Genomic DNA, 25434 nt, shown 5'->3' on the forward strand with positions numbered 1-25434 from the left:
AAAACAAGTTAATTCCTATAATTTCTATATTTGCTTGGCGTGTCGCACCGATTTAAATGGAATTGAAAGAACTTCGCCATTATCTTTTGTTAAAATAAACGTTGCGCTTGATGGATCCCTGCAAACTGATGAAGCAGTTGGCACGCCAATTAATTCAGTATTGTCCTTGAGTTTTATATGATATTTGTTATCTATCATCACATTTTTGAGAAATCGCTCATAAATATCTACGTATCCCATTTTACCTCCTTAACACTAATAATCCTTATGTTTAATTAAACCTTATACCTCCAGTATTTTTTGGTTATCAATTAGCCACCTTTCTTGAAATGGACGGCGAGCAGCCCATCCAACATCTTTGATATACCAGCCATTAACAGAACCACCAACTAAAGCACCAATTACGGGAATTGCTTGAAGCGCCTTTCGTTTAGTTATATTTATGCCAATTTGTTTTGCCAAATTCTTTATCGCTATAATTGCACTCTCTTTACTGATTTGTCGCTTTGCAGCCTTTTCCGCCATAGCCTTCCATGTTTGTTTTGCAATAGTTACCTCAATGCTTCGTAGCATAGTTAATGCTGCAACTTTCTCTTCAACAGAATTGGCGCCTGATGCCGCTAAAATCCCTAAAATAAATTGATTGTCATTGTCATCTATTGATTCGTAGCCATAACAAAGACCTATTTTATGAATTGTTCTCAGTGCTAATGTTACAATTACAGGAATATCGGCCGCTATCGCAAATATTCCACCAAATCCTGTTGCAGCACCCTCGGCAGCAGCCATTCCTATTGCCCAATTATGTACGCTATTTGCTAATTTATCTGACAATTCCAAGTCTTTGTTACGTAGATTTTGTATTTCTGAAACCATTCCGTTCCTTTTAATATCGCCTGCATCTGATAGCCACTTTCCTGCTGAATTTACCACATCTATTGCGCTTCTAATTGCGGCGTGAGGTATAATCTTTTGAACTAACCAAGTAACGGGAACCGCTACTTTTCCAAACGTTTTACTCATAACGCTTGGTTCTTTTATCTTCCACTCTCTTATTTTTCTAACTTGTTCATCTTCGTATTTAGTCAGTGAACTCACGGGTTAATTCTTTCTCCTAACGTAACGTTTAGCTGCCGGCGCGCTTGCCGCCCGCCCTGCCCTCTTGTTCTCACTATCTTCACTGTCACATTAGGACGAGAGCAAGCGTGACGATCAGCTACGACTCCTGGTTGGGTCACCTTTTCTTGTGGCCGTGCATGCAAGTATGAAGTTGTATCCAAGTCTCGTTGGAAGGATCTTGTCATAGATGACGCTTCCATCCAAGACCATAGTTCCAGTGATTAGGCCGAGCCTTGCCAGGTTGGCAAGCGCTAGGAGAACCGCTTCATCTGGGAAATGCCTTTCATCTCCCCCTGGATTCTCGAATACGAGTTCCTCAGGAAGCTTGTATGTGAATATGGGTTTCATCAAGTGTTCCTCAGGAACCGTAAGGAGTTCTGCATGATAGCAGCATCAAGCGAAGTCATGTCTTGGAGTATGCTGATATATGCCCTTCGTACTTCCCGCCTGCAATCTGCGTCGGCCGCGTTGGCCAACAACTGTACCCACATGTCCTGCAACTCGTCATCTTCTTCGAGGAAGGCTGACTGCAGCAGCGGAATCGCGATACTCATTGGAACGGCCTTGTGCCTATTTGCAATCCCTAGTTTCCGAAACAGTTCTTCCGCGCGCTTGATGAATCTTGCTTGACGCTCCCATCGCATGTAAACGAGTTTATCCTTGACGATGCCCATTGCCTGATCAATCGGCCCTGAAATGACATCAGCGACGAAACTACCTAGACTGCGGACAGTGTCAATTGCCTTGCCAGATGCTTTAGCAATCTCCCGAATTGCCTTCGACACCTCGGTAACTGCATTCTCTTCATCGATCATATATTCCTTTTTCAGCCCCAACATGAAATAGGTGTACTAAAAGCTGTCTTATTTTACGGCTATTAGTACGTATAATACCTTTCCTGTGGCTTATAATATGCCCATTTGGGCATATTATAAAGTTTGTATACTTATTGACGATATACTAAGCAATTGGCAAAACAATGTCAAGTTTTTCATGAATGAAAACTCATCTGTCAAAAGTAAAAAATTACTAAGAAAGTAACAATTTAGTTCTTTGAAAAAGGTAGCGCCGATCCCTCATGGTCGGCTTGTGCGGGGGGATAAACCCCGTGAGATATTGTGTCGTAGTGAGTAACGTGTCTTTGGAAAAACTTGTGAATTTTCATTGTGTCTTGTGTTAGATATCCGTTATCTAACGGGGTAAACCACCGCGCTACGTATTCTGTTTTGTTTGTATTAAATTCAAATGTATGGATTTTCCAAAAACCCAAATTGTTACGATTTTCCGTATAATCAAATTATGGTTTGCAGATTTTTCCTTGATAAATAAGGAATTGCGAAGGTGAGATAAGGCTGATGACCGAAGGGCTAAAAGGGGTAATGGAAAAATAATGAAATTTCCTTGAATAGCTTAAAATTACTGATAAAATTTAGTATTTGATGAAGGGAATTTGAGAAGTCTCCTAGTGAGGGGCTCCACCCCTTTGTCCCCTCTCTAGGTTTTGTCTTTTAAAAAGCAATCTAATTTAAATTTCTGAGCATCTTAATAATAAGGTTTTTCCTATGAAATTTCTGACCGAATACATTACCTTTCATACAAAAAAAACGTCGTGAGTTCATCAATATCACAAGGGAAATAGATAGGGTACTTCAGAAGAGCGGCATTAAAGAAGGTATGGTTTTGGTCTCTGCCATGCATATAACGTCAGGTATCTTCGTTAACGATGCCGAACCGGGGCTTCATCGCGATATTGAAGAGTGGCTCCTGAAACTGATTCCTGAGGGCCACGATTACTATCATCACCGGACAGGAGAAGTGAATGGTGACGCGCATCTCAGAAATCTTCTTATCGGACACCAGGTGGTCATCCCGGTAACTGATGGAAAATTAGACCTCGGAACCTGGCAAAAGGTGTTTTATGCTGAATTTGATGGTCAGCGTAGCAAGCGACTAGTTATTAAGGTGATGGGGGAATAATTATTCTTCTAAAAAGCTGAGAAAATTAAAAGTAAAAGATAAGAATGCAAAAATACAAATCAAAGAATTCATTATGGAAATAGACAAACCATGCACAAAATCTAATAAAAAAGGAAACGAGGAGGCGCCATGCATTCTGGCCTGTCCGATACGGCAGGATGCCCGCGATTATGTTCAGCTCATTGCCAGGGGGAGATTTCAAGAGGCGTTCAGAGTGGTAAGGGAGAGAAATCCGTTGCCTTCGGCGTGTGGCCGTATCTGTACCCATCCTTGTGAGACAAAGTGCCGACGGAATAGCACCGACGCGCCGATTGCGATTGCATGGCTCAAGCGTTTCCTCGGTGATAATTTTTCTCACGAAACCGGGAAAATAACCAGCGAAAAATATCCGGAAAAAATCGCTATCATTGGCGCTGGCCCGGCTGGACTTGCCGCTGCAAATGATTTGGCCCTTTTGGGCTATTCATGCACCATCTTTGAATCCAATCCCACCCCCGGCGGCATGCTTCGCATGGGTGTGCCAACCTATCGTTTACCAAGAACGGCTATTGATAATGACGTTGAATATATTAAAAAATTAGGAGTTGAAATCAGATATAATACAACATTTGGCGTAGATATCACCTTCGACAGTTTAAAAAAGGATGGGTTTTCTGTCCTTTTTATTGGTGTGGGTCTGTCCGAGAGCCGCAGCCTGAATATCGAAGGGGTGCAACTTGAAGGCGTCCTCAAAGGTGTATCTTTTCTCAACGAAGTAAACACCACAGGAAGCGCCAAGATAGGCAAGAATGTCCTGGTAATAGGAGGCGGCGCCGTTGCTATGGACTGTGCACGGACGGCCTTACGCCTGAGGACAGATAAGGTATCCGTCGCCTGTCTTGAGTCACGCAAGGAAATGCCAACGACCGATTTTGAAATCGAGGAGGCAGTTCATGAAGGGGTGGCGCTTTACAACTCCATAGGCCCGAAACGTATCCTTGGAAAGAACGGAAGGGTTTCTGGACTGGAAACCCTTAAAGTAAAATATGTCTTTGATGAACAAAAGCGGTTCAATCCCGCCTTCTATGAAGGCTCAGAGTCTGTTATTGAGGCAGATACTATCATCCTTGCAATTGGCCAGGCATCAAATCTCTCATTCCTGAAAGGGCAGGAGGGTATTCAAATCACACGCGGTGGCACGATCATCGTCAATCCAAATACCTTTAGCGCCTCCGTGCATGGTATCTATGCAGGTGGCGATGTCGTGTTAGGCAGGGGAACCATGACTGAAAGTATGGCCCAGGGCAAAAAAGCAGCGATTGCCATTCATAATGCCTTAAGAAACGCAGCGTTAAAAGACGAGAAATGGGCAGAAAAACCGGCAGTGCCCGATGTGGCTGAATCCAGAATCGCCCTTATCAAGAAAGAGCAGAAACACGAGATGTCTACCATGCCTTTGGATGGAAGGCTGAAAACCTTTGATGAGGTAGAGCTGGGATTCCCCTTAAACAAAGCGGTGAAGGAGGCGCAGCGGTGCATGAACTGCGGCGCCGGTGCCTTTGTGGATGATAATCTCTGTGTGGGATGCCTTACCTGTGTGAGGATATGCCCTTTTGAAGTGCCGAAGATTAAAAAGGGTGACACCACGGCTTACATCGATGGAGATTGCCAGTCCTGCGGTTTGTGTATTGTGGAATGTCCTGCGAAGGCAATCAGTTTCAAAACACCATTAGAAGATCGTGGCAAAGATGCCCTTAAGTCGGTTTTCCAGGAAAAATTAGTCCATGACATAAAACCATTTATCATTAATTTTTATTGTCAATATGGCGCGTATAAAGAGGAAAAAGAAGGCGCAACGGATAATTTACTTGTTTTTCATTTCAGGCGGGTGGGAGTTTTGGGGTTGGGTAAAGTGGATCCATCATTATATCTCAGGGCATTTGAGTTGGGCGCTCATGGCGTATTGGTAACGGCCTGTAAAGGAGATACCTGTCATTTTTGCAAAGAACAGGAATGGGTTGAAAGGCGGACAAAATATGCCAGTCAATTATTGAGCGGATTGGGAATGGATAGCCGAAGACTTCAGACCCATTTTATTTCTTCACAAAATGGTAAAGAAATACTTGAAATTGCGCTCAGGATGGTCGAAGAACTGAGAAATGTATAATCAAATAGAGTCACCAGGTAGCTAAGAGACTAAGAAAACATCCTGGTGTCTTTGTGACATGTGTCGTAAGTCAGTGTAATTCCATAAAAATTTGTGGTGGATTATAGCAATGATCGTAGCATCATCAAAACCATTTCCGGAAATCAAACAGATGCTTTCCGGGTTTAAGAAGGTCTGTGTGCTGGGATGCGGTTCATGCGTGACCATATGCCATACGGGTGGCGAAAAACAGGTCGCCGAGCTTGCCGCGCAACTCCGTCTTGCTGCGAAATTAGAAGGCAGACAGATCGAAGTCAAAGAAGATTCCACGCTCAGGCAGTGTGAGTGGGAATTTATTGATGACATCAAAGAAGTAATTAAGGACTGTGATGCCGTCCTTTCCATTGCCTGCGGCGTCGGCGTGCAGTACATGGCCGAAAAATTCCCCAGGATGAGAATTTTTCCTGGTGTGAATACCACCTTTATGGGAGGACCCGTCGAACAAGGCATCTTCTGGGAACGGTGTGCTGGTTGCGGGAATTGTATCCTGGGAACTACGGGAGGGCTGTGCCCGGTAAGCCGATGCGCAAAAAGTCTCATGAACGGTCCGTGTGGCGGCTCACAAAACGGGAAGTGTGAGGTCTCACAGGAAACGCCCTGTGTGTGGCACCAAATATATGACCAGCTGGACACCCAGCAGCTTTTGGCAACGATGGAGAGGATTGTACCGCCCAAGGACTGGACCACGGGTATGGAAAATCATCCCCGGAAGATGGTTCTGGAACACCTGGTCATGAAAAAGCAATAAAAACCTCCCTTTGAAGAATGATCTTGAGTTACCTGTAAGTGAAGGTATAGACCTTAATATTGTAGAAAGATTTTAACTGCTTGTTCCCAAACTCTGTTTGGGAACACACGAACCAGTAAAACTCTGTTTCATGTAAAACGGGAGTTTTGCAGAAAATTGCGTTCCCAAACGGAATTTGGGAACGAGCCGCAAGTCGTGCAATTATTCAAAAATCTTTTAATATTAAACTTTATTCGGAAAGGCACAACTATGAAGAAAACAAGTATATTCATCATAATATCATTGATCTTCATATGTAATCTAAGTTATGCTAAAAGTAATAAGTATTTCGAAATCGTTGATAATGGACAACAAGAGATTACTTTTGAACCGATAATAGTAGATGCCGGTTCTATAGAAGAGCAAATGGTCGTTGTTGAAAATACCGACGATAAAAAATATTCGGGGGTTATTGCTTACGCTATTGATAGCGAAGTCCCAAATGACTACAAAAAAATGCTCCCGTATGAAACGTATGTTAATCCTAATTTTCATATCCGGTACGAAATAGGTTACTCTCCAAGTAATCACACTATTGTAATCGTCAGAAGATTGGAAACAGAAGTAATGTTGAAGATTGGGATGCAGACGAGGAAACTTTAAGTTTGGAATGGTATCTTATAAAAAACAAGAAGCTAAAAAAATGAAATACTATTGCTTATCTCACAATTCATTTCATCAAATATGGACTTAAAATCAGGTAGTAACTTAGAAAAAGTCCTTCAAAGCGGACAATTTGCTGTTACAGCAGAACTAGGTCCTCCACGGGGCGCAGACCGCTCAGTGATAGAAAAGAAGGCAGGACTGCTGAAAGGCTATGGGGACGCCTTCAATATTACTGACTGTCAGACTGCCGTGGTGCGTATGTCCAGTATTGCCGCCGGTCGGATAGTCCTGGATGCTGGCTTAGAACCCATCATCCAGATGACCTGCCGCGACAGGAACCGTATTGCTATACAGAGCGACCTCCTTGGTGCTGCGGCACTGGGTGCAAAAAACCTCTTATGTCTGACTGGTGACCACCAGAAATTTGGAGATCACCCTATGGCAAAGGGCGTCTTTGATATGGATTCGATCCAGCTCATTCAGATGGTCAAGGCCATTCGTGATGAGAAAAAATTTCAGGGCGGACAGGAGTTGAAGGCATCAGAGCCGAGATTCTTTATCGGCGCAGCAGAAAATCCCTTTGCCGACCCATTCAAATTCCGCGCCATCAGACTCGCCAAAAAGATCGCTGCCGGCGCCGATTTCATACAAACCCAGATTATTTATAACATCAACAAATTTAAAGACTGGATGAAAATGGTCACCGATATGGGTCTCCACGAGAAGGCATTTATTCTCGCCGGTGTGGCCCCGCTCAAATCTGCCGGAATGGCCAGGCATATGAAGCATAATGTGCCGGGCATGGATGTGCCTGATGAAGTCATAAATCGCATGACAGCCGTCTCCGCCGCTAAGAAAGGAAAGGAAGAGGGCATTAAAATATGTTTAGAAGTCATAGAGCAGATCAGAGAAATCAAGGGCATTGCCGGTATCCACATTATGGCAGTAGAATGGGAAGAGGCCGTCCCAGAAATTGTCAAAGAAACGCGGCTGTATCCCAGACCACTGCTATAACCTTATTTTAAAATGTCTTTTAAAATATCGCCTATGGGCGACTTCTTGCCCTGCTGGTCTTTGTCACCTTTTTTGGGTAATCCTATCTTGTCGCCTAATTTCTCCAGTTCTTTCCTGCCGTAATATTTTGCCATGGCGCTGGTTACATAGGGTATATCAAGGATAGGCATTGGCTTGTTTATACTTCCCTTTACCGTAATCGGAAGCACCATGCGGTTTTCCGGGTTGAGCAGGGCATTGAGAGGTTCGGTCTTTTTGGCTAATTTAGCAGAATATTCCGGGGAGAGAACGACCTTGCCCTTAAGGTCGAGACCACTGGTATTACAGTCAATCAGCCCTTCTATAAATGCATCGGAATCAGTTGCTTTTGCAGTATGAATATTATGCAGAGCTACCTTCTTTAAATCGATTTTATTACCGGTCATGGAAAAATCACCATCCAGGGAATCAAATCGTGTGATCTTTTGTTTTTCCAATTCACTGCCCTCTTTTTCCAGAAACTTAGATACGCCCTTAATACCAAAAAGCGCATCCAGGACCGTATCTATAAGGTTTAAATTCATAATCTCTCCCTGGTCGAGCCGGAATGACCCGCTGGCATTCATAGCCCCTTTCTGTTTGCCATCTCCGGCATTGTTTGCCGTAAAAGACCCGGAAAATATCCCTTTGAATAAACCCTTGTATTGTGTAAAAGTGTCCATTGCTTCTGCCACATGTATATTCGTAATAACCGGTTTCACGTTCCATCGAAGTTCACGGGGCTTTACTTTACCGTCCATCGCAACGTCTCCCTGGAAGGCATGAACACGGAACCCGTGAATGCCGAGGATATCGTTCTGATAGTCAAACTGTGCCTGCATCTTTTCAAAAGGTGCAGCCAACACCTCCCCCTTCTTGACTTCGAGATTGCCACTCCCCATTATTGCCTCATCCTTTTTCACGGCTTGCACTTTCATATCCATGGATTCAAAAAAACCTTGAGAAGTTGCAGTTTTCTGGCCATCGTCTGACGACTGAGAGAGTTTGAATGCAAGCCTTGGGGACGAAAACTGCAGATTAACAGCAGCATCTTCCATCGTTCCTTTCAAAGAACTTTGAAGGACAAAGTTTCCCTCCGGTTCGTACTCTTTCAGTGCAGGGACCAGCGATTCCCAGCCTTTCAGGGACGTATCCTCGGTGTTCATCGAAAGATCAAAACGTGGATTCGTTAAACCGGTAATTTTTCCCGATGTCCTGAGAAACAAAGTATGCATTTTGATAACGCATGGGTCTAACTGAATATCATCTCCTGTCTTGCTTGCCTTGATGGAAATTTGACAAGGGATAGGTCTCGGTTTGCGAAATGTTTCACCATACAGGATATCGAGGTCTTTCATATCCACGTTGCAATCGGCCTGGAGATTACCGATATTTCCCTTCGAAATCATCTCCATGCCCAATGAACCTGAAAAGCTCACGTCCTTGGGTAAAGATTCCCTGAGAGAAGGGTAAAACAGAAAGGCATAGTCCGGATTGATCGTCTGTGCCCGAAGGGTTATATCCCATTGTGGTTTCGTATTGAATCCTTCTACATTCCCTGTCAGAGAGATTGTATTTTCATTCATGCTCAAATCCAACCGGTCAATGTTCGCAATTCCCTTTTCCCATGCGAGCTTCATTTTTTCCAGGAGGGTAATATGCATTTTCCCGAGGGCTTTCTTATCGTTTCCTTCCGCAAGTATCAGTTCTTTGCACTGCATCTGCCCTTCAGAAGTAACTCCGGAGGCCATATCCCCCCTTAAAGAGATATCCATGCTAATAACCCCATCTATGGGGGATAAAGGCATGTCTGCCGGCAGGTACGATTTGCAGGTACCCAGATCAAATTCTTCGAGTGACAATGCGATATCCATAAAAAGCCGTTTTATATTCAGGGTATCACCCAGGGGACCAATAGCACCCTTTATCATGAAATTTTGCTTCGCACCCCCGGGCAGACGGGCTGTCATGGACATCCGGATTGGTTTATTCACTGATACATCCGTGAATTTCATGTCTAACAAATCTATCGTTGTCGTTGTGGTAGTACCCGGCTGAGTGAATTCATCAATAAAATCGATGTGGCCATGATTCAAAGTAAATTTAGAAACCAGCAATCCTGCCAAAAAAGTATTTCCGTTTTTCACCTCATTTTCATCATTTTCACTACCATTATTTTCATTATCCTTTTTCTCCGTGCTTTCAGTATCTTTCTGTTCTTTAGCTTTCTGTTCTTTTACCTCGGACCCCATCAGGTCTGCAATATTAAGCTCCCCTTTTGTGTTTTTTATCAGTCTTACCACCGGTTTATCAAGGATTAATTCCTTAACTTGAATCTGCTTTTTTAACAGGGGAAATAATTTTACCTTTACCCGCAGGCGTTCCAGATTCAGAAAATCACCAACGCCAAATCCCGGATTTTCTGCAATGCGGAGTCCCTGAATCTCAGCTCCCAGCCCTTTCAAAATGGTGAGTTTTATGCCGCCAAAATCCAAATCTCTCGCCACGTGCGGCTTCGCAATGTCGATAATTTTTCCTTTATATTTATTTAGATCAATAAGAAATGGTGTGACTACTGCACCGACCACAAGAACAAAAACCACGCCCAGAACAATACCAATGATCTTTTTCATAATGTTATCCTCTACCGATAATAATCACGGATCTATCGTTTTCTCAACGCATCTAATCCAGCATTTGGTATAATGTAGCAGAAGTCAGGTATTTTATCAAGGGAAACAGAAGCCCCCAACAAACGTTCACACCAAGGAGACCAGACTTGTGTTTTTTTGTCACCCGGTATTTGTTTTCAGGGTCTCATGACTCATCAGGCATTTTACGCAAAGATGCTGAAAGCCAGTTCAGCCTGACAGGTATTCTATCTAAACGTCATAATTACATTGACATAGTATTGCAGAAAAATTTATACTGAAACAAAAAGTTCTGTAACAGCCCATATCCATCCTTATCATTTCATCATCTGGTTCAGTTTTTAGGAGGTTTACCATGTTCAAAACGAGATTTTTCGTCTTACTTACTACAATAGTATTTTTCGTTGGTTGTTCTACCGTGCCAATAACGGGGAGAAAACAGCTTTCTTTCATACCACAGAACCAGCTTATTACCTCGAGCGCCGATAGCTATCGTCAACTGATATCTGAATCAAAGCTCTCAGGTGATGCACAAAAGAAACAAATGGTTGTTGATGTGGGTCGCAGAATCGCATCGTCAGCTGAAGAGTTTATGCGTGAAAACGGGATGGAAAAGGAAATACAGAACTACCATTGGGAATTTAAACTTATTGAGGATGATAAGACCGTAAATGCCTTTTGCATGCCCGGAGGAAAAATTGCCGTGTATACCGGAATACTTCCGGTTACACGGGACGAGGATGGACTGGCGGTTGTGATGGGACATGAGGTTGCACATGCGCTGGCAAATCATGGCGGCGAAAGAATGAGTCAACTCCTCATCGTTCAAATGGGAGCAACCTCTCTATCTGCAGCGCTCAGCGGCCAACCGGAACAAACCCGGCAACTATTGATGCAAGCATTTGGGTTAGGCGCAAATGTAGGTGTTCTTTTGCCATATAGCCGCAGTCATGAACTGGAGGCAGACCATATTGGTCTTATTCTGATGGCAAGGGCTGGTTATGATCCCCGAACTGCCATCCCGTTCTGGCAAAGAATGAATAACCTTGGTGGAGAACGGCCACCTGAATTTTTATCTACGCATCCGGCGCCTGAAAAAAGGATTCAAGACCTTCAGAATGAACTTCCTGAAGCAATGAAATATTACAAACAGTTTTAATTGATCGCCTGAGAGCAAACACAGCCAAACCGTGTTTGAGGGATTGTATTCCGTTCGGGCACCAAACAAAAAGCCCCAATATCCTTTTACGATATTGGGGCTTTCATGTCGTAATTATAACGATACGTTAACCGGCTACTCCATATTTTTATACACCTTAACTATTGCAACTGATTATTCTTTAAAATATAAGAGTGTGCTTTTCAATAAACTTATAATTTGACGACTTTTGTGGCTTTGTAGCCCTTCTGGTCCTTTATGACTTCGAACTCGACCTTGTCTCCCTCTGCAAGGGTTCTAAAACCCTCAGTTTCGATCGATGTTTGATGCACAAACACATCCTGACCGTTATCCTGGGAAATAAAGCCAAATCCCTTCTTGTCATTGAACCACTTCACTGTTCCATTTGCCATTCTTCAATCACCCCCTCTCACATTTAAAAAAACTTTTCAAAACGAAAAAGGCTACAAGGTTGTAAACCTTGTAGCCTTACTATACCATCAATATATAATACGACTTCGAAATACAACCGGCCAACATATTAAAGATATGATATCAAACATTATGTAACAAAGCAAAGAAAAATAAAAATATATTTCTTTAGGAATTTCGATGCTCATGAAATTCTCTTGCGAGTTACAGGTATTTTTGATAACATCAGGAACCTTTTTATCTGCATTTTCATGATAAAATCATGCACTTCATACGTATTAATCTTATCTATTGTGGAAAGGAGTTTTTGGATGTCGCCTAAGTATGTTTATTTCTTTGGCAACGGCTCTGCCGAGGGGAGGGCTGATATGAAACACCTGCTGGGTGGCAAGGGTGCTAACCTTGCAGAAATGACCAATCTGGGTATCCCCGTCCCCCCCGGATTTACCATAACCACAGAGGTTTGTGATGCGTATTATAAGAATAATCAGCAGTACCCGAAAGGTCTTTCCGAAGAAATAGAACAGAATCTGTCCCGTTTAGAAAAACTTATGGGGGCAAAATTAGGTGATCCAGACAATCCTTTATTGGTATCCGTCCGGAGTGGCGCCGCAGCGTCCATGCCAGGGATGATGGATACGGTTTTAAACCTTGGTTTAACTCCGGATGCCGTTAATAGGCTTATGAAAAAGACAGGCAACGAACGTTTTGTGTGGGATGCTTACCGACGGTTTATCACCATGTTTGGTGACGTTGTCATGGGTGTGGAGCGCCACTCTTTTGAAGAGATTCTTGATAAATACAAAAAGAAGGCACAGGTAAAAAGTGATACAGAACTCACAACTGACCAGCTTAAAAAAATTGTCGAAGAATTTAAAGCCGTTTATAAAAAGAAGACACGTGAAAATTTTCCCAACGACCCAAAAGTACAACTCAAGAAGGCAATCGATGCGGTATTTGCCTCATGGAATAATCCGCGTGCCGTAAAATACCGGCAACTTTATGAAATTAAGGGACTTCTTGGAACGGCAGTAAACGTCCAGGCCATGGTCTTCGGAAATATGGGAAATCACTCTGCCACGGGCGTATGTTTTACGCGAAATCCCTCGACCGGTGAAAACAAATTCTACGGTGAATTCCTCATCAATGCCCAGGGTGAAGATGTCGTTGCCGGAATCCGTACCCCTGAACCGATTGCCAATCTTGAAAAAGAAATGCCGGAGGTTTACAAACAACTCGTCAAATACAAAAATATCCTGGAAAACCACTTTAAAGATGTCCAGGATATAGAGTTCACCATCCAGGAAAACCGGTTGTTCATGTTACAGACAAGGACCGGCAAACGTACCACCCAGGCGGCAGTGAAGATTGCGGTTGATATGGTGAAAGAAGGGCTGATTGACAAAAAGACAGCAATTTCTCGTATTAATCCCAATGAACTTGATCAGCTGTTACACCCAACTTTTGACCCCAAGGCAAAGAAAGAGATTATCGCAGCGGGGCTTCCGGCCTCACCGGGTGCAGCTACGGGAAAGGTAGTATTTAGCGCTGAAGACGCTGAAAAATGGACTCTTGAAAAGAAAGAAAAGGTTATTCTGGTCAGAAAAGAAACCTCACCCGAGGACATTGGGGGAATGCATGTTGCGAAAGGTATCCTGACAACACGCGGCGGCATGACTTCTCATGCAGCCGTGGTGGCAAGGGGAATGGGGAAATGCTGTGTTGCCGGATGCGGTTCATTACATGTGGATTATAAAACCCAGACCTTTAAGGTGGATGGCAAGATAATAAAAAGGGGGGATTATATCTCGATAGATGGTAGTACCGGCGAAGTGATGTTGGGAATGGTTCCTACTGTTGAACCCGGACTCAGCGGAGATTTTGCCACACTTATGGAATGGGCTGATGATGTCCGTAAACTGAAGATCAGAACAAATGCCGATACACCAACGGATGCAAAAAAGGCGAGGGAATTGGGTGCAGAGGGTATTGGACTCTGCAGAACTGAACACATGTTCTTTGGCGAAAACAGAATTGATTCCGTTCGTCAGATGATACTTTCCGCTCCGGACGTAAAAAATTTAAAGATAAAGATTACTGCGCTGGAGAAGGAACTGGCAAAGGCCACAAATAATAAAACAGATGCTATTAAAAAGGAATTAATGCAAGTCAAAAAAGAGCTCAAAGAACCATTGAATTTATATACATCAGCCCTTAAAAAACTGCTTCCCATGCAGCGTCGTGATTTTGAACAGATATTCACAACAATGGACGGGCTTCCGGTTACGATAAGATTCCTCGATCCGCCTCTTCATGAATTTCTTCCACAGGAAGAATACAATCAGAAAGAAATGGCAAGACAGATGAAGATCAGCCTGAAAGAGGTGCAGGAGAAGGTATCTGCGCTTCATGAATTAAATCCCATGCTGGGTCATCGTGGCTGCAGGCTGGGTATCACATACCCAGAAATTTACGACATGCAGGTGCAGGCCATCATTGAGGCTGCCTGTAACGTGAAGAAAAAAGGTATTGCCGTATATCCGGAGATCATGTTACCCATTATTAGTACTGAACAGGAATTCAATCTATTAAAAGACAATGTCCATAGAATTGCGAAAAATGTTATGGAGAAGAAGGGTATGCAGATTGAGTATATGGTAGGCACCATGATTGAGCTTCCACGAGCGGCCCTGATAGCGGATAAGATTGCCAAACATGCAGAATTCTTCTCCTTTGGGACGAATGACCTTACCCAGATGACCTTTGGTTTTAGCCGTGATGATGTGGGTTCCTTTGTACCTGATTACATTGAAAAAGGTATTCTTGAGAAAGATCCATTCCAGATATTGGATCAGGAAGGTACTGGACAACTCGTGGAGATTGGGATTAAGAAGGGACGAAGCACTCGGCCCGAACTAAAGGTAGGTATCTGCGGTGAGCACGGTGGTAACCCGCAAACCATCTTATTCTGCCATAAGGTGGGAATGAACTATGTAAGTTGCTCGCCATTTCGGGTACCTATTGCCCGGCTAGCAGCGGCACAGGCGTCTTTACAGCAGCCGGTATCACAGGCAACTGTTTGATCAAATATTTCCCAATCTTTCCCCTGACACAGAGAAAAGCAGTTCTTCTGAGAAGCATTTATGAGATGACAAATGCTCATCTTGAATCCGTTTTATTTTTGGGGGCGCTTGTAAGGAATGCGGAGGACAGAAATTTCCCAGGTATGTAACAAAAGGCACCTAAGGGACGTATCCTCAGATGCCTTTTGCCTGTACCTTCTTCGTTTAACCACCTTCACTTACATCTTTAAAATTTATTCCTCGAACAGGCAGCACCTGTCCCCTGATCTCCCCATTGGGGAACTCATCGGTGTGAATGTTGAGGTAGAGTAACCCTTTCTTCAAATCCCTGATCTGTTTTCCCACGAGGGGGCCTACGCTCCCAACTTTTGGACTGCCGGGAACCGGAGTTATCGCAAAGAGAACCGGTGCATTCTCTCCCGGATTGGCAGGGCCATGGAAGTGTGCCGCAGTTTCTGACCCAATTAAATTGGTATCGGTAAAGGTTATCGAGTAAAAGAGAAGTTTTTCGTCTTCTTCAAAGGTTATAAATGCGACTCCAAAGGCATTGCTTTCATTTTGTGGAACTTCCTGCCCCCCGGTCAAAATGGCAGTAAATGCCTTTACGCTTTTACCCTCTTGACTATATACACTCAACGGAACTAGCGATACCGTAAAAGCAACTATGAATATGGCCGAAATGATTAGTCCTACCTTTGATATCTTTGTGCTGGCAATAGCCATGCCCGCAATCTTCCTAAAAATCTTTTCCATCTTTCTTCTCCTTCTATAAGTAGGTTTTAATTATTTTCTTCTTTAGCTATCCGACGAAACACAAAAACACAAACATCCACTCATGATCAAAGAAGACCTGCCTGCCTCCTTTCTGCAAAAAGTTTTCATACGATAGATAAGAAAAGACTTTATACAATTGGCCTAAAAACAGAAAATATTTGAAAATTATAATTCAAGAGTTCCCGAAGAAATTTTGTACCTGATTTTTTCACAATCCTGCTATTTGTCTCACTGGTAAATTTGCAAACCACTTGTTGCATAAATCAAACAGAGTGGCTTACCCATTTTTTTGCCGTGCCACGATATCCGCTCTTTCTGTCATTTCTTTCATAATTTTTTCTACCAGCAGCCGGTAGTGTTCCGTTTCTTCCTCGCTGAGATTGGGTGGAATATAGATGGGATCACCATACATCATTATTGCACGGGAAAATGGTTTCGGAATGCGGAATTTATCCCAGCTCGGAAGCTTCCAATAACGTGATAACCCAACGGTAGTGGGAACAATGGGTAGTCTTGTTTTTTGACTGAGATAGATGCTTCCGGGTTGGACAACGAATCTCGGCCCCCGTGGTCCGTCGGGAGTAATTGCAATGGGATGCCCTTCCTGAATCTTATCAACCATAGCCTTTACTGCCCGTACGCCACCTCGCGTACTCGACCCTCGTATGACACCGAAACCAAGCCTTTTTATTACCTGGGCGATAAATTCACCATCAGAGTGCTGGCTAATGAGTACCTGTATATTTTTGTTGCGGCCCACATAGGCAGGGATAAGCATCAGACAATGCCAGAAGGTGTAAATGGCATGGGTGGTTTGTATCTTTTCATTAAATCCTTTAGGGTCATCATGAATACGAATGGTTAAGGCCAATATTCTTATGAGCCAGGAACCAAGAATACCTACCAGAAAGAATTTTATTTTTTTCATTATTCTTTTCACCGCGGAGGATGCAGAGGTCACAGAAAATCAGGAAAATTATTAACAACTCGCTGAATACCGTCTTTTAATATTTCAACATGCTTCATAAGCAGATTCAAGAAGTCCTGGTCCCAATGAACGATGGATATTAATAGCCACACCGGTAATTATTTCTGTTATCTTGTTAAGTCTTTCTTCTTTGTTCATCTCTGCGATCTCTGCGGTGAACCATCAGTCTTTAACCATGGACAAATATAATGCACATTTGTTACAACTCATATTGTCATTTTCGCAAAAATCCTTAAAGATTTGATACAATCCTTGTTGTCGCCTGACTGAATTGATAATTTTTTTTGATACATTTGGTTGTCCAAAGATACGATTGCCCATGAATTTCGTCACACTGGTGTCGGGGAGAGGGGTATAATTTCTATACGTAAGATGCAGCACTTTTTCTATTTTTGTGTTGCTATGCTTTCTGGCATAGATAAGTAAGATGGGGATAATAACATTGATGAAAATATTGGAAGCCCTCTCTTTTCCAAGCAATTTAACGGGTTTTGCCAGTTTTTTCCCATACCATGTATAATGATATGACCAGTAGGAGTCGGAAATACCAAGAAAGATGGATTGTATATCCTCAACGAGTCTCTTGATGATTTTACGCTCTTCCTGGTAGTTTTCTACCTTTTCAAGTACAGATAAGAGATATCGGAAGATGCTGAGGGATGAACACTCCGAAAGGATATTGGCAATGGCCGCAATTCTTCTTTCCGGAAAATTTGCAGGCCGGATCCCTGCATAACTCCAGTCATTTTTTGTCAAAGGATCCCGGTTTATTTTCTTTTGTATCTCGTTCCATGCATGTTCAATATCGTTTATATAGTTAGCAGTTTCTTTGTCATCCGTTGGTTTTTTGTTTCTTTGTTGCGGTAATAAACCCGCCATACCCAGAAGTAATGACTGCATGTTTTTTTTCTTTTTTTGGGCGGAGGCATCTTCCGGGATTACATACCTGATGTCTTCAAGTGGCAGGCGAGAGGCTAATGTGAAAAACGGTTCCTTATTGTTTTTATATCCCAGTGATTCCATCACAGCCTCGTAAAGCACCTGCTCGAAGGTACCTTTTTCTAACCAGCGTTCATACCTCTTTGCCTTTTGAAGAATGCGCTCGTCGCCGGCATAATCAAGGAAACGACCTATCCATTGGTCATTTACCTTCTGGTTTTCCATTTCTGTCTGACAGTATCCGGGATTTACCTTTTTCCCTTTTAGATAGGATTCAACGTCGATCAACTCTACCAGTTCATCCAATTCGGCATCTAAATATTTGGACAAGGTTAATTGGGGAATAGTTTGTCCGCGATGGTTCTTCATATATGCTCCGTGATTGTCATTCCACAGTGCAACGTGCAAACACACGGTGTCGTAGGTACTTTGTTTGTGGTGTTGATGCCGTATCCAATCAGATGAAAACACATGAACCTCGATATCTCCCTTTACAAGACCCTTGCCCTCAAGAAGAAATTCGGCGTGTTTGAAATCGGGTCCTCCCTCCGAATTCCACCATCCGGGTGAAAGGATTTCCAGACGTGAGCCATTGTCAGTACAGAGGCAAGCCCTTTTTAGATGCTGCCCAAACCAGATACATCGGACGAGTTCTTCCTTAATCAGTCTTTCCGTGCCTTCCAGGACATGGAGAGACGAACGGCTGTTCATTCCAATGTCGTTTCCGCCTGCATGAAAAGAACTTACCATCTCTTTGTAGACAGGGAAAAAACAATCGATGGGATTCTTGTTAAGGCAGAGCATTATTTGTACCCCAATTTATAGAGTTTGTTTTTATCTTTCCGCCATTTCTCCATAACTTTAACCCGAAGTTCGAGATATACCTTTCTGCCTATTTGCTTTTCAATCTCTTCCCTTGCAATGAGGCCAACCCGCTTGATGGCTTTCCCCTCTTTACCAATAATGATACCCTTCTGGGAATCACGTTCCACGTAAATAATGGCTTTAATATAGTCCTTCCCTGCCTCCCGCTCTTTAAACTCTTCGATCTCGACCGTGGTGGAATAGGGGATTTCCTCCCCGTAAAACTCGAATACCTTCTCACGAATGATTTCGGAGGCGAGGAATCTTTCGTTATAGTCAGTCATGTAATCCTCAGGGTAGAAAGGTTCTCCTTCTGGCAGGTATTTCTCAATGAGTGTCAGTGTCAGGTCAAGATTCATCCCTTTTAAGGCAGAGATCGGCACAATCTCAGCAAATTTGAACTGGGCGTCATACGCAGAAATAATAGGTATAATGCTGTCCTTTTCTACAAGGTCTACCTTATTAACAGCTAAAATCACCGGTATATTGAAACGCAATAACTTCTCAAAAATTGCCTTGTCCATGGTGTTAGGAGGTTCAAAAGGTTCTGCCATCAGCAATATTACATCCGCATCTTCTATAGCATTATAGGCAGTTCTCACCATGTATTCTTGTAATTCATATTTTGGATCCATAATGCCCGGTGTATCGTAAAAAACGATCTGATACCCTTCCCTGGTTAATACGCCCATGATTTTTTTCCGGGTCGTCTGGGGTTTGGGGGTAACGATGGATAATTTACATCCCATAAAATCGTTAATGAGGGTTGATTTCCCCACGTTCGGTTTGCCTACAATGGCGACATAACCTGCCTTAAAGGTTTTTTTGTCTGATTGCATAAGATGTCCGCATCAAAATTGCTTGCATAGAAAGGATGATTTCGATTATGATTATAACTCATAAGTTAAACAGTTGTGTTTATTTCCCAAATTCTAAACTTTACCCTGTATTGAATCAAGTATTTTCATAATGCAACTATGCATGGTGAGTACAGCAAGAAGAAAGAACATGGCACATAGTATACATACTCCACGATAAACACAGTATTTCTTAATCCTTGCATTCTCCTCTCAAAGAAAAGATAGAAAACTTTAAATACTCCCAATAAGACTGAAATTGTAAATCTGTCAAAAGTTTCTGAAGAATTAAAAAAAGAGATCATAAAGGACTTTATCGTGCGGAAAGACCAGAGCTAAGATATAAAGATACCTTAGGTGCCGTACATACATTCATTTGGTGAAATTTTACAACAACCGTTTTCTGTCATTGTAAGGGGTGCTACGATATAGCGCTTCGAATACACGTTTGAAGCATGAAAGGTTTATTAAAAAAATTTAGTGATAAATTTTTTTATCAATCAGAGTTTACAAATTAAAGCGAAAATGATTTATGGAGACGCGATACTTGGAAAAAACAAAACAACCAAAACCAATAACTGCCTCTGCGCAGGATCTTTACATTGAAACGAACAAAAAAAAGACAGGTAAATATAAAAAGAGCGGCTTTAATTCTCAGAAGCTGCGCTGGTCTGTGCAAATAGCTTTTTTTATCGTAGTGCTTGTTATTGGCTGGCAATTCTATACCTTTGTCAAATACTGTGAGGCTGGCGGAAAGGGATTTTATCTGCCGCGGCCGCCTGGAGTTGAATCCTTCCTGCCGATCAGCGCCCTCATGGGCACAAAATACTTTTTTGGAACGGGTACGATTAACCCCATCCATCCCGCGGGCTTTGTTATCTTCGGGGCGCTGCTCCTGACAGCCTTATTTTTCAGGAGGGGTTTTTGCGGTTGGATATGTCCTATTGGCACCATTTCTGAATGGGAATGGCGTCTGGGGGATTGGTTTTTAAAGAAACTCCCTCAACGGGTTTCGTCCTTAATGCGTAATATCCCAACCAGATTTACGGCCGGTTTGAGCCTTATTTTCACCCCTATCATCATCCTGCTGATCTTAGAGATCATAACCATGGAGAGCTTTAAATCGCCTGTCTTCAGATATCTGACCCCTGCCTATATCCTGGCAATGGCACTGCCATTTGTTGTCCCCGGAAAATTCTGGTCTGATCGAGTTAATGACATAATCGCTCGGGCATGGAAATATTCAATCCTCGCCTTTTTTATCCAGGTCATTATTATCAAGATGCCTGTTGCACAATTGGAGGTCATGTACACCCGCGTACCTTTTATTCGTGTGGCTGACGTCAAGATGTTGAAATTTTTCACCAACATGTCTGGTATGGCATTGTTTGTCATTCTGGCATTCTTCATTATTTCGCTGATGAATAAAAATTTTTGGTGCCGTTTTTTCTGCCCATACGGAGCCCTGCTAGGTATTATTGCATACGCAAGCTCTATGAGAATTGCTCGCGATACGGAAAGATGTATTGATTGCGGGAAATGCACGAAGGCATGTGCTATGCACATCCTTGTGGAAAAAAAGAAACACGTCCTGACCCATGAATGTGTAGCCTGCTACGATTGCGTTAATGCTTGCCCGGTAAATGGAGCGCTGGATATGAAACTGGTTGGAGACCGCAAAAAGATCCATTACGGTCTTTATGCCATTATGCTCATTGGTTTGTATGTTGCTATAACAAATACTGCTCGTGCTGCGGGACACTGGTATACCAAAATATCAGGCGCTGAATATATCCTGAGGATATCGGAACTCAACAACCCCAAATACCTTCACAAAGCGGGTCAGTTTGAGACGGAATAAATAACCAAATAATACTTGCATAAAAACCCCCATATCCTGAACGAGTTGTGAAATAAAAGAGGAAAGGGAGGAATGGAGAAATATGAGAGAAGCGGTCTTTTTTAATAGCAGGGGAAGTGTCTCCTTTTTTATCCCATGACTGATATAAATGACAAGCTAAAAACCGCATGGATCAGGCAATTGAATGAAGACTGGAAGACGGCAAATTTCCTTTACTTTAAAGACTCTATGCGCCCCCCTAACTTTGAACTATCGTATTCAGAGGTGGCATTGGGCAGGTGGAAAGGCGGTTGTCACCGGCATCTCTCCATCAGCATTAATCTGATAAAGACGTATGCCTGGGAATACGTACAGGAGGTTCTTTACCATGAAATGGCACACCAGTACGTGGAGGAAGTTTTAGGAATCTGCGAGGTGCTTCCTCACGGAGAGGCATTCAAGAGGGTTTGCCAGGAAAAGGGGATTGATCCAACGGCTACGGGTGACATTCAAACCTGGATGGAAAAACGCAAAAACAGATTCGCCGTGAGTTCGGAAAACCACCAGATACTGGATAAGGTTCATAAGCTGCTGGCATTGGCCCAAAGCCCCAACGAACACGAGGCCCAGACTGCCATGGCCAAGGCCCATGAGTTGTTATTAAGACATAACCTGTCACTCCTGGATACTCAGACGAAATGGAACTACATTCATAAGCAAGTTGGTGAAATAGGGCGGAGAGACCCTGCGAAGTCCATAATCAGCGCGATACTTTGCAAATATTTTTTTGTAGAGGCCATCTGGTCCTTCGGATACGACCAGCAGAGAAACCGGCGCGGCCGGGTCTTGGAAATTTATGGGACACCGGAAAATGTCGAGATGGCGGAATACGTGTATCATTATCTTCAAAACGTCTCGGAACTTTTATGGACGGAGTACAAAGAGAAAAATAAAATCATGGGAAACAGGCATCGAAGGACTTTTATCTACGGCCTCTTGGAAGGTTTTTATCATAAACTGGAAGGCAGGGTGCTGGAAAATGTGTCCCAAAAACTGGTATGGAAGGGAGATCCCCGGCTCAGGGAATTTTATCGTCAAAGAAATCCCAGGCGTACCCGCACTTTTTCCCGGTATTTCAGAACCTGCCAGGATGCCTATAATTCCGGAGTGTTTCAAGGAAAAAAACTGATTATTTGTAAGGGCGTCCGAGAGGGTGGCAACGGGGAAGTCAGGTATTTAAATTAGACTGGGTTGAAAAGATAAAATCCAACGACTTTTTATTCGGAAACGGGTTTAGAGGCGCAAGCCCTCGTATGAGTTCAGTCCAACGATTTTGTGTCCCTACAACTTTTAAATACAAATTTTCATGACAGAGGACTACTCCCTGTCCCCTTCAGTGAGGGGGAGGCGTATTTGTTTAAATTCCTTAACATTAAACTGCACGTTTCCGGGGAAGATAGCCTGTGGCATCCTGAATTAATTAATCTATCCCGATCTTATTTATACTATGAAAGAAATGAAACCAATACCGTATAGACACAGACCCAAGGGATTAACGATTCTCTATGAAGACCGGGATATTATTGTTATTGATAAGAGCGCCGGCTTATTGACGGTAAAGGCAACGTATGAAAGAGAAAAAACAGCCCATCACATTTTAACCAACTATATACGCAAGGGCAGCCTTAAATCAAAAAAACAACTTTTCGTTGTGCATCGCCTGGACCGTGATACCTCCGGTGTCCTTGTGTTTGCCAAGAGTGCTGAAGCCAAAGAAAATCTTAAACTGCAATGGAAAGGTGTTAAGAAAAAATACGTAGCGGTGGTGCATGGGATATTAACTGAAAAAAGCGGGACACTCATTTCACATTTAGCTGAAAACGAGAATTATGAAGTTTTTTCGGTTAAGGATTCGAGAAAAGGGGAATTAGCAAAAACCCGTTATAAAGTGTTAAAAGAAGCAAAAAGATTTAGTTTGCTTGAAATTGAATTATTAACGGGTAAAAAAAACCAGATACGGGTTCATTTCTCTGAGAAAGGACACCCACTCGTTGGTGATGATAAATATGGTAAAAAAGACGAGCCGAAGAGCCGTCTGGCCCTTCATTCACACTATCTAACGTTTCGGCATCCATACAGCGGCAAAGAACTCACCTTTGAAGCCGAGGTGCCTGGTTTCTTTAAAAGTTTTTTTGATAACACATAGAAAATAAACATTAGGGAAGAGTTTATTGCAAAGTTAGGAAAAGAAGACAATAGGAAGAATATTAAGCGCCTTGCCAGGAGGCAGGCCAAAGAAACAAAGTACAAATAAATAGTGTCTGTTCCTGACCCGAACAAGTCGGAAAAGTATTTTTCTGGTAGGAGATGCTGAAATAAATTCAGCATAACATTTTCCGCTTTTGTCATTCCGAACTTGTTTCGGAATCTCCTGTATTATAAAAAGTTTTCTTCCGACTCGTTCGGATTAGTCTCTCAAAAACTTTAAAAGTTCGTCATATTACAAATGGGCTTATGAACCGTGTATTACAAGACATTACAATTCGTGATAAAAATATTTTTGCCGAAAATGTAAAAACATTTTACCTATTAGACCAGACAGACATTACAAAAGAAGGTTTACACGATATAAGTTGCCCAAATTCAGCCCCAACAAGAGAGCACTTGCTTAATTCAATGACATTGCCTTGCGAAGGAGGGGAAAGAGGGGTGATTGTTTTTGGCTACGGCAGTGCTGGCTATATTACATTGATGTCCTTCAGCGTCTTTTCTGCCTCGTGTCTCTTTGCCTCTAGTCCCTGGCTTTTGGTTACGGGATAGGTTTCAGCTTCCTTTAAGCGTTTGAAGGGTTGCGGCAGGTGTGCAAGGTTATTTGATGTGATACGTTGGATTTCGTGTACCGTTGGTAAATTGTAACATATCTTACCATTTTTTATAACAGGTATTAAAAGGGGCATTCCCTGCAAATTTTCATCTTCAAGCCCGATCACATCCTTTACAAAATTATCCGCTTTATCGATGATGCGATATACTTGTTTTTTGCACGGGTACGTAAGTTTGTCCTCACTGAATTTCATCCTCGGAACAATTTTTCCATTATGTTCCTGCTCGACTAACTTATAGACACCACCCAGTGCAGGGGCATCTTTGGATGTCACCATCTCTGTCCCCACACCAAAGGAGTCAATGGGTGCGCCATTTCTTAACAAATCATCGATACGGTCTTCATTGAGATCGCCACTGGCAACAATCTTTACATGTTGTAACCCTTCTGAATCTAAAATTCTTCGTACTTCTTTGCTGAGTTCCAGTAAGTTCCCGCTGTCAATACGGACACCCTTCAGTTTTTTGCCAATCATGACAGCATGCCTGGCTCCTGCAAGGGTATCATAGGTATCGATGAGGAGGGTGGTGTTATCGGGAAATATTTCATGGAATTTACGAAAGGAGTCTTGTTCATTTTCAAATGCCATAACCCACGAATGTGCAACCGTTCCTACCGCCGGTATGTTCAGTTCACAGGCCGCAAATACATTGGAGGTACCCTTGCATCCACCGATAAAACACGACCTTGCCGCAAGGACACTTGCCTGAGGACCATGGGCACGACGAGTACCAAAATCAATAACCTCGCATCCTTGAGCTGCATACACAATCCTTGACGCTTTTGTTGCTATGGATGTCTGAAAATTAATCATTGAAAGAAGATACGTCTCTACAAGCTGTGTTTCAATAATAGGGGCAGTAACCCGAAGCATGGGTTCATCCGCAAAGGCAATTGTTCCTTCGGGTATAGCGTAAACGTCTCCACGGAAAGTAAAATTTTTTAAGTATTCAAAAAATTCCTGACCCACATGGTTAAAAATAGGTAATCGTCTTAAAAATTGAACAATTTCCGGTGAAAATGTAATATGGGTAAGATAATGCAGTACCTGTTCTAATCCTGCAACAATGAGATAAGAGCGATTTTTCGGTAAGTTGCGTACGAACAATTCAAAAGTTGCAATATCATGCATTTTCTGTTCAAAGTATCCTGCCGCCATGGTGAGTTGATAAAGGTCTGTGACGATGCCAAGCGAGTCTTCAGTTAAAAATAGGGATTTTGGTTCTTTCATAACCCACGGCATAATTCTTCTTCAGC

General features: G+C 42.7%; 21 protein-coding genes and 1 pseudogene. 10 read left to right on the plus strand and 12 right to left on the minus strand.

Features of this window, described 5'->3' with window-relative positions:
• Positions 1–24: 24 nt before the first annotated feature.
• The 4 genes from BROSI_RS04125 to BROSI_RS04140 all read right to left on the minus strand — a co-directional run bounded on the left by BROSI_RS04125 (position 25) and on the right by BROSI_RS04140 (position 1934).
• Positions 25–240: a hypothetical protein gene (locus BROSI_RS04125; RefSeq protein WP_052562467.1), complete on the minus strand. Its 216-nt coding sequence runs from the start codon at positions 238–240 to the stop codon at positions 25–27.
• Between the two features lie 42 nt (positions 241–282).
• Entirely contained in the window at positions 283–1098 is an 816-nt protein-coding gene (locus BROSI_RS04130) for an EcsC family protein (protein ID WP_082059018.1), read from the minus strand.
• A 114-nt stretch (positions 1099–1212) separates the two neighbouring features.
• A complete protein-coding gene (locus BROSI_RS04135) occupies positions 1213–1467 on the minus strand; it encodes a hypothetical protein (protein ID WP_052562468.1) in 255 nt (84 codons plus the stop codon).
• Complete coding sequence (locus tag BROSI_RS04140; protein WP_052562469.1) at positions 1467–1934, minus strand: Abi-alpha family protein; 468 nt, start codon at positions 1932–1934, stop codon at positions 1467–1469. Before BROSI_RS04140 ends, BROSI_RS04135 begins: the two co-directional genes overlap by 1 nt.
• 747 nt (positions 1935–2681) lie before the next feature.
• Between BROSI_RS04140 and BROSI_RS04145 the strand changes: the two are divergent.
• The 5 genes and pseudogenes from BROSI_RS04145 (at position 2682) to BROSI_RS04165 (ending at position 7688) form a co-directional block, all read left to right on the plus strand.
• A pseudogene (locus BROSI_RS04145) lies at positions 2682–3096 on the plus strand (secondary thiamine-phosphate synthase enzyme YjbQ).
• Between the two features lie 73 nt (positions 3097–3169).
• Positions 3170–5242 carry an FAD-dependent oxidoreductase gene (locus BROSI_RS04150; RefSeq protein WP_052562470.1) on the plus strand — a complete coding sequence of 691 codons (2073 nt, stop codon included), beginning with the start codon at positions 3170–3172 and terminating at the stop codon, positions 5240–5242.
• Positions 5243–5351: 109 nt separating this feature from the next.
• Complete coding sequence (locus BROSI_RS04155; protein ID WP_052562471.1) at positions 5352–6029, plus strand: methylenetetrahydrofolate reductase C-terminal domain-containing protein; 678 nt, start codon at positions 5352–5354, stop codon at positions 6027–6029.
• Between the two features lie 282 nt (positions 6030–6311).
• Entirely contained in the window at positions 6312–6671 is a 360-nt protein-coding gene (locus tag BROSI_RS04160) for a hypothetical protein (protein ID WP_157842372.1), read from the plus strand.
• 51 nt (positions 6672–6722) lie between these two features.
• Positions 6723–7688, plus strand: coding sequence for a methylenetetrahydrofolate reductase (locus tag BROSI_RS04165; RefSeq protein WP_230400641.1), 966 nt, complete (start codon positions 6723–6725; stop codon positions 7686–7688).
• 2 nt (positions 7689–7690) lie between these two features.
• On the opposite strand, the gene BROSI_RS04170 is transcribed toward BROSI_RS04165, so the two are convergent.
• On the minus strand, positions 7691–10339 hold the full coding sequence (locus tag BROSI_RS04170; protein ID WP_052562473.1) for an AsmA family protein: 2649 nt from the start codon (positions 10337–10339) through the stop codon (positions 7691–7693).
• 373 nt (positions 10340–10712) lie between these two features.
• Between BROSI_RS04170 and BROSI_RS04175 the strand changes: the two genes are divergently transcribed.
• The gene (locus tag BROSI_RS04175) at positions 10713–11516 is read left to right on the plus strand and encodes a M48 family metallopeptidase (protein WP_052562474.1); all 804 of its coding nucleotides are present in this window, start codon (positions 10713–10715) and stop codon (positions 11514–11516) included.
• A gap of 212 nt (positions 11517–11728) precedes the next feature.
• Here the strand turns inward: BROSI_RS04175 and BROSI_RS04180 are convergent, their stop codons facing one another.
• Positions 11729–11929: a cold-shock protein gene (locus BROSI_RS04180; protein WP_052562475.1), complete on the minus strand. Its 201-nt coding sequence runs from the start codon at positions 11927–11929 to the stop codon at positions 11729–11731.
• A gap of 330 nt (positions 11930–12259) precedes the next feature.
• Between BROSI_RS04180 and ppdK the strand changes: the two genes are divergently transcribed.
• Positions 12260–15031 carry a pyruvate, phosphate dikinase gene (gene ppdK / locus BROSI_RS04185; protein WP_052562476.1) on the plus strand — a complete coding sequence of 924 codons (2772 nt, stop codon included), beginning with the start codon at positions 12260–12262 and terminating at the stop codon, positions 15029–15031.
• 204 nt (positions 15032–15235) lie between these two features.
• Here ppdK and BROSI_RS04190 read toward each other — a convergent pair whose 3' ends face one another.
• From BROSI_RS04190 to era, 5 genes are all read right to left on the minus strand, one after another.
• On the minus strand, positions 15236–15784 hold the full coding sequence (locus BROSI_RS04190; protein ID WP_052562477.1) for a CHRD domain-containing protein: 549 nt from the start codon (positions 15782–15784) through the stop codon (positions 15236–15238).
• A gap of 298 nt (positions 15785–16082) precedes the next feature.
• Positions 16083–16733: a lysophospholipid acyltransferase family protein gene (locus BROSI_RS04195; RefSeq protein ID WP_052562478.1), complete on the minus strand. Its 651-nt coding sequence runs from the start codon at positions 16731–16733 to the stop codon at positions 16083–16085.
• Between the two features lie 84 nt (positions 16734–16817).
• Positions 16818–16931 (minus strand): GxxExxY protein, encoded by a 114-nt coding sequence (locus tag BROSI_RS20975; RefSeq protein ID WP_082059020.1) that lies wholly within the window; start codon positions 16929–16931, stop codon positions 16818–16820.
• A gap of 24 nt (positions 16932–16955) precedes the next feature.
• Positions 16956–18536, minus strand: coding sequence for a DUF2851 family protein (locus BROSI_RS04200; protein WP_052562479.1), 1581 nt, complete (start codon positions 18534–18536; stop codon positions 16956–16958).
• Complete coding sequence (gene era / locus BROSI_RS04205) at positions 18536–19435, minus strand: GTPase Era (RefSeq protein ID WP_052562480.1); 900 nt, start codon at positions 19433–19435, stop codon at positions 18536–18538. The genes BROSI_RS04200 and era overlap by 1 nt, the downstream gene beginning before the upstream one ends.
• A gap of 565 nt (positions 19436–20000) precedes the next feature.
• On the opposite strand from era, the gene BROSI_RS04210 reads away from it, so the two are divergent.
• The 3 genes from BROSI_RS04210 (at position 20001) to BROSI_RS04220 (ending at position 23499) form a co-directional block, all read left to right on the plus strand.
• Positions 20001–21314 (plus strand): 4Fe-4S binding protein, encoded by a 1314-nt coding sequence (locus BROSI_RS04210; RefSeq protein ID WP_052562481.1) that lies wholly within the window; start codon positions 20001–20003, stop codon positions 21312–21314.
• Between the two features lie 135 nt (positions 21315–21449).
• The gene (locus tag BROSI_RS04215; RefSeq protein WP_052562482.1) at positions 21450–22538 is read left to right on the plus strand and encodes a DUF2786 domain-containing protein; all 1089 of its coding nucleotides are present in this window, start codon (positions 21450–21452) and stop codon (positions 22536–22538) included.
• 271 nt (positions 22539–22809) lie between these two features.
• On the plus strand, positions 22810–23499 hold the full coding sequence (locus BROSI_RS04220; RefSeq protein ID WP_052562483.1) for an RluA family pseudouridine synthase: 690 nt from the start codon (positions 22810–22812) through the stop codon (positions 23497–23499).
• A 532-nt stretch (positions 23500–24031) separates the two neighbouring features.
• On the opposite strand, the gene BROSI_RS04225 is transcribed toward BROSI_RS04220, so the two are convergent.
• The gene (locus tag BROSI_RS04225; protein WP_157842373.1) at positions 24032–25408 is read right to left on the minus strand and encodes a nicotinate phosphoribosyltransferase; all 1377 of its coding nucleotides are present in this window, start codon (positions 25406–25408) and stop codon (positions 24032–24034) included.
• Between the last annotated feature and the right edge of the window lie 26 nt (positions 25409–25434).

Source organism: Candidatus Brocadia sinica JPN1 (genome assembly GCF_000949635.1).
GTDB lineage: Bacteria > Planctomycetota > Brocadiia > Brocadiales > Brocadiaceae > Brocadia > Brocadia sinica.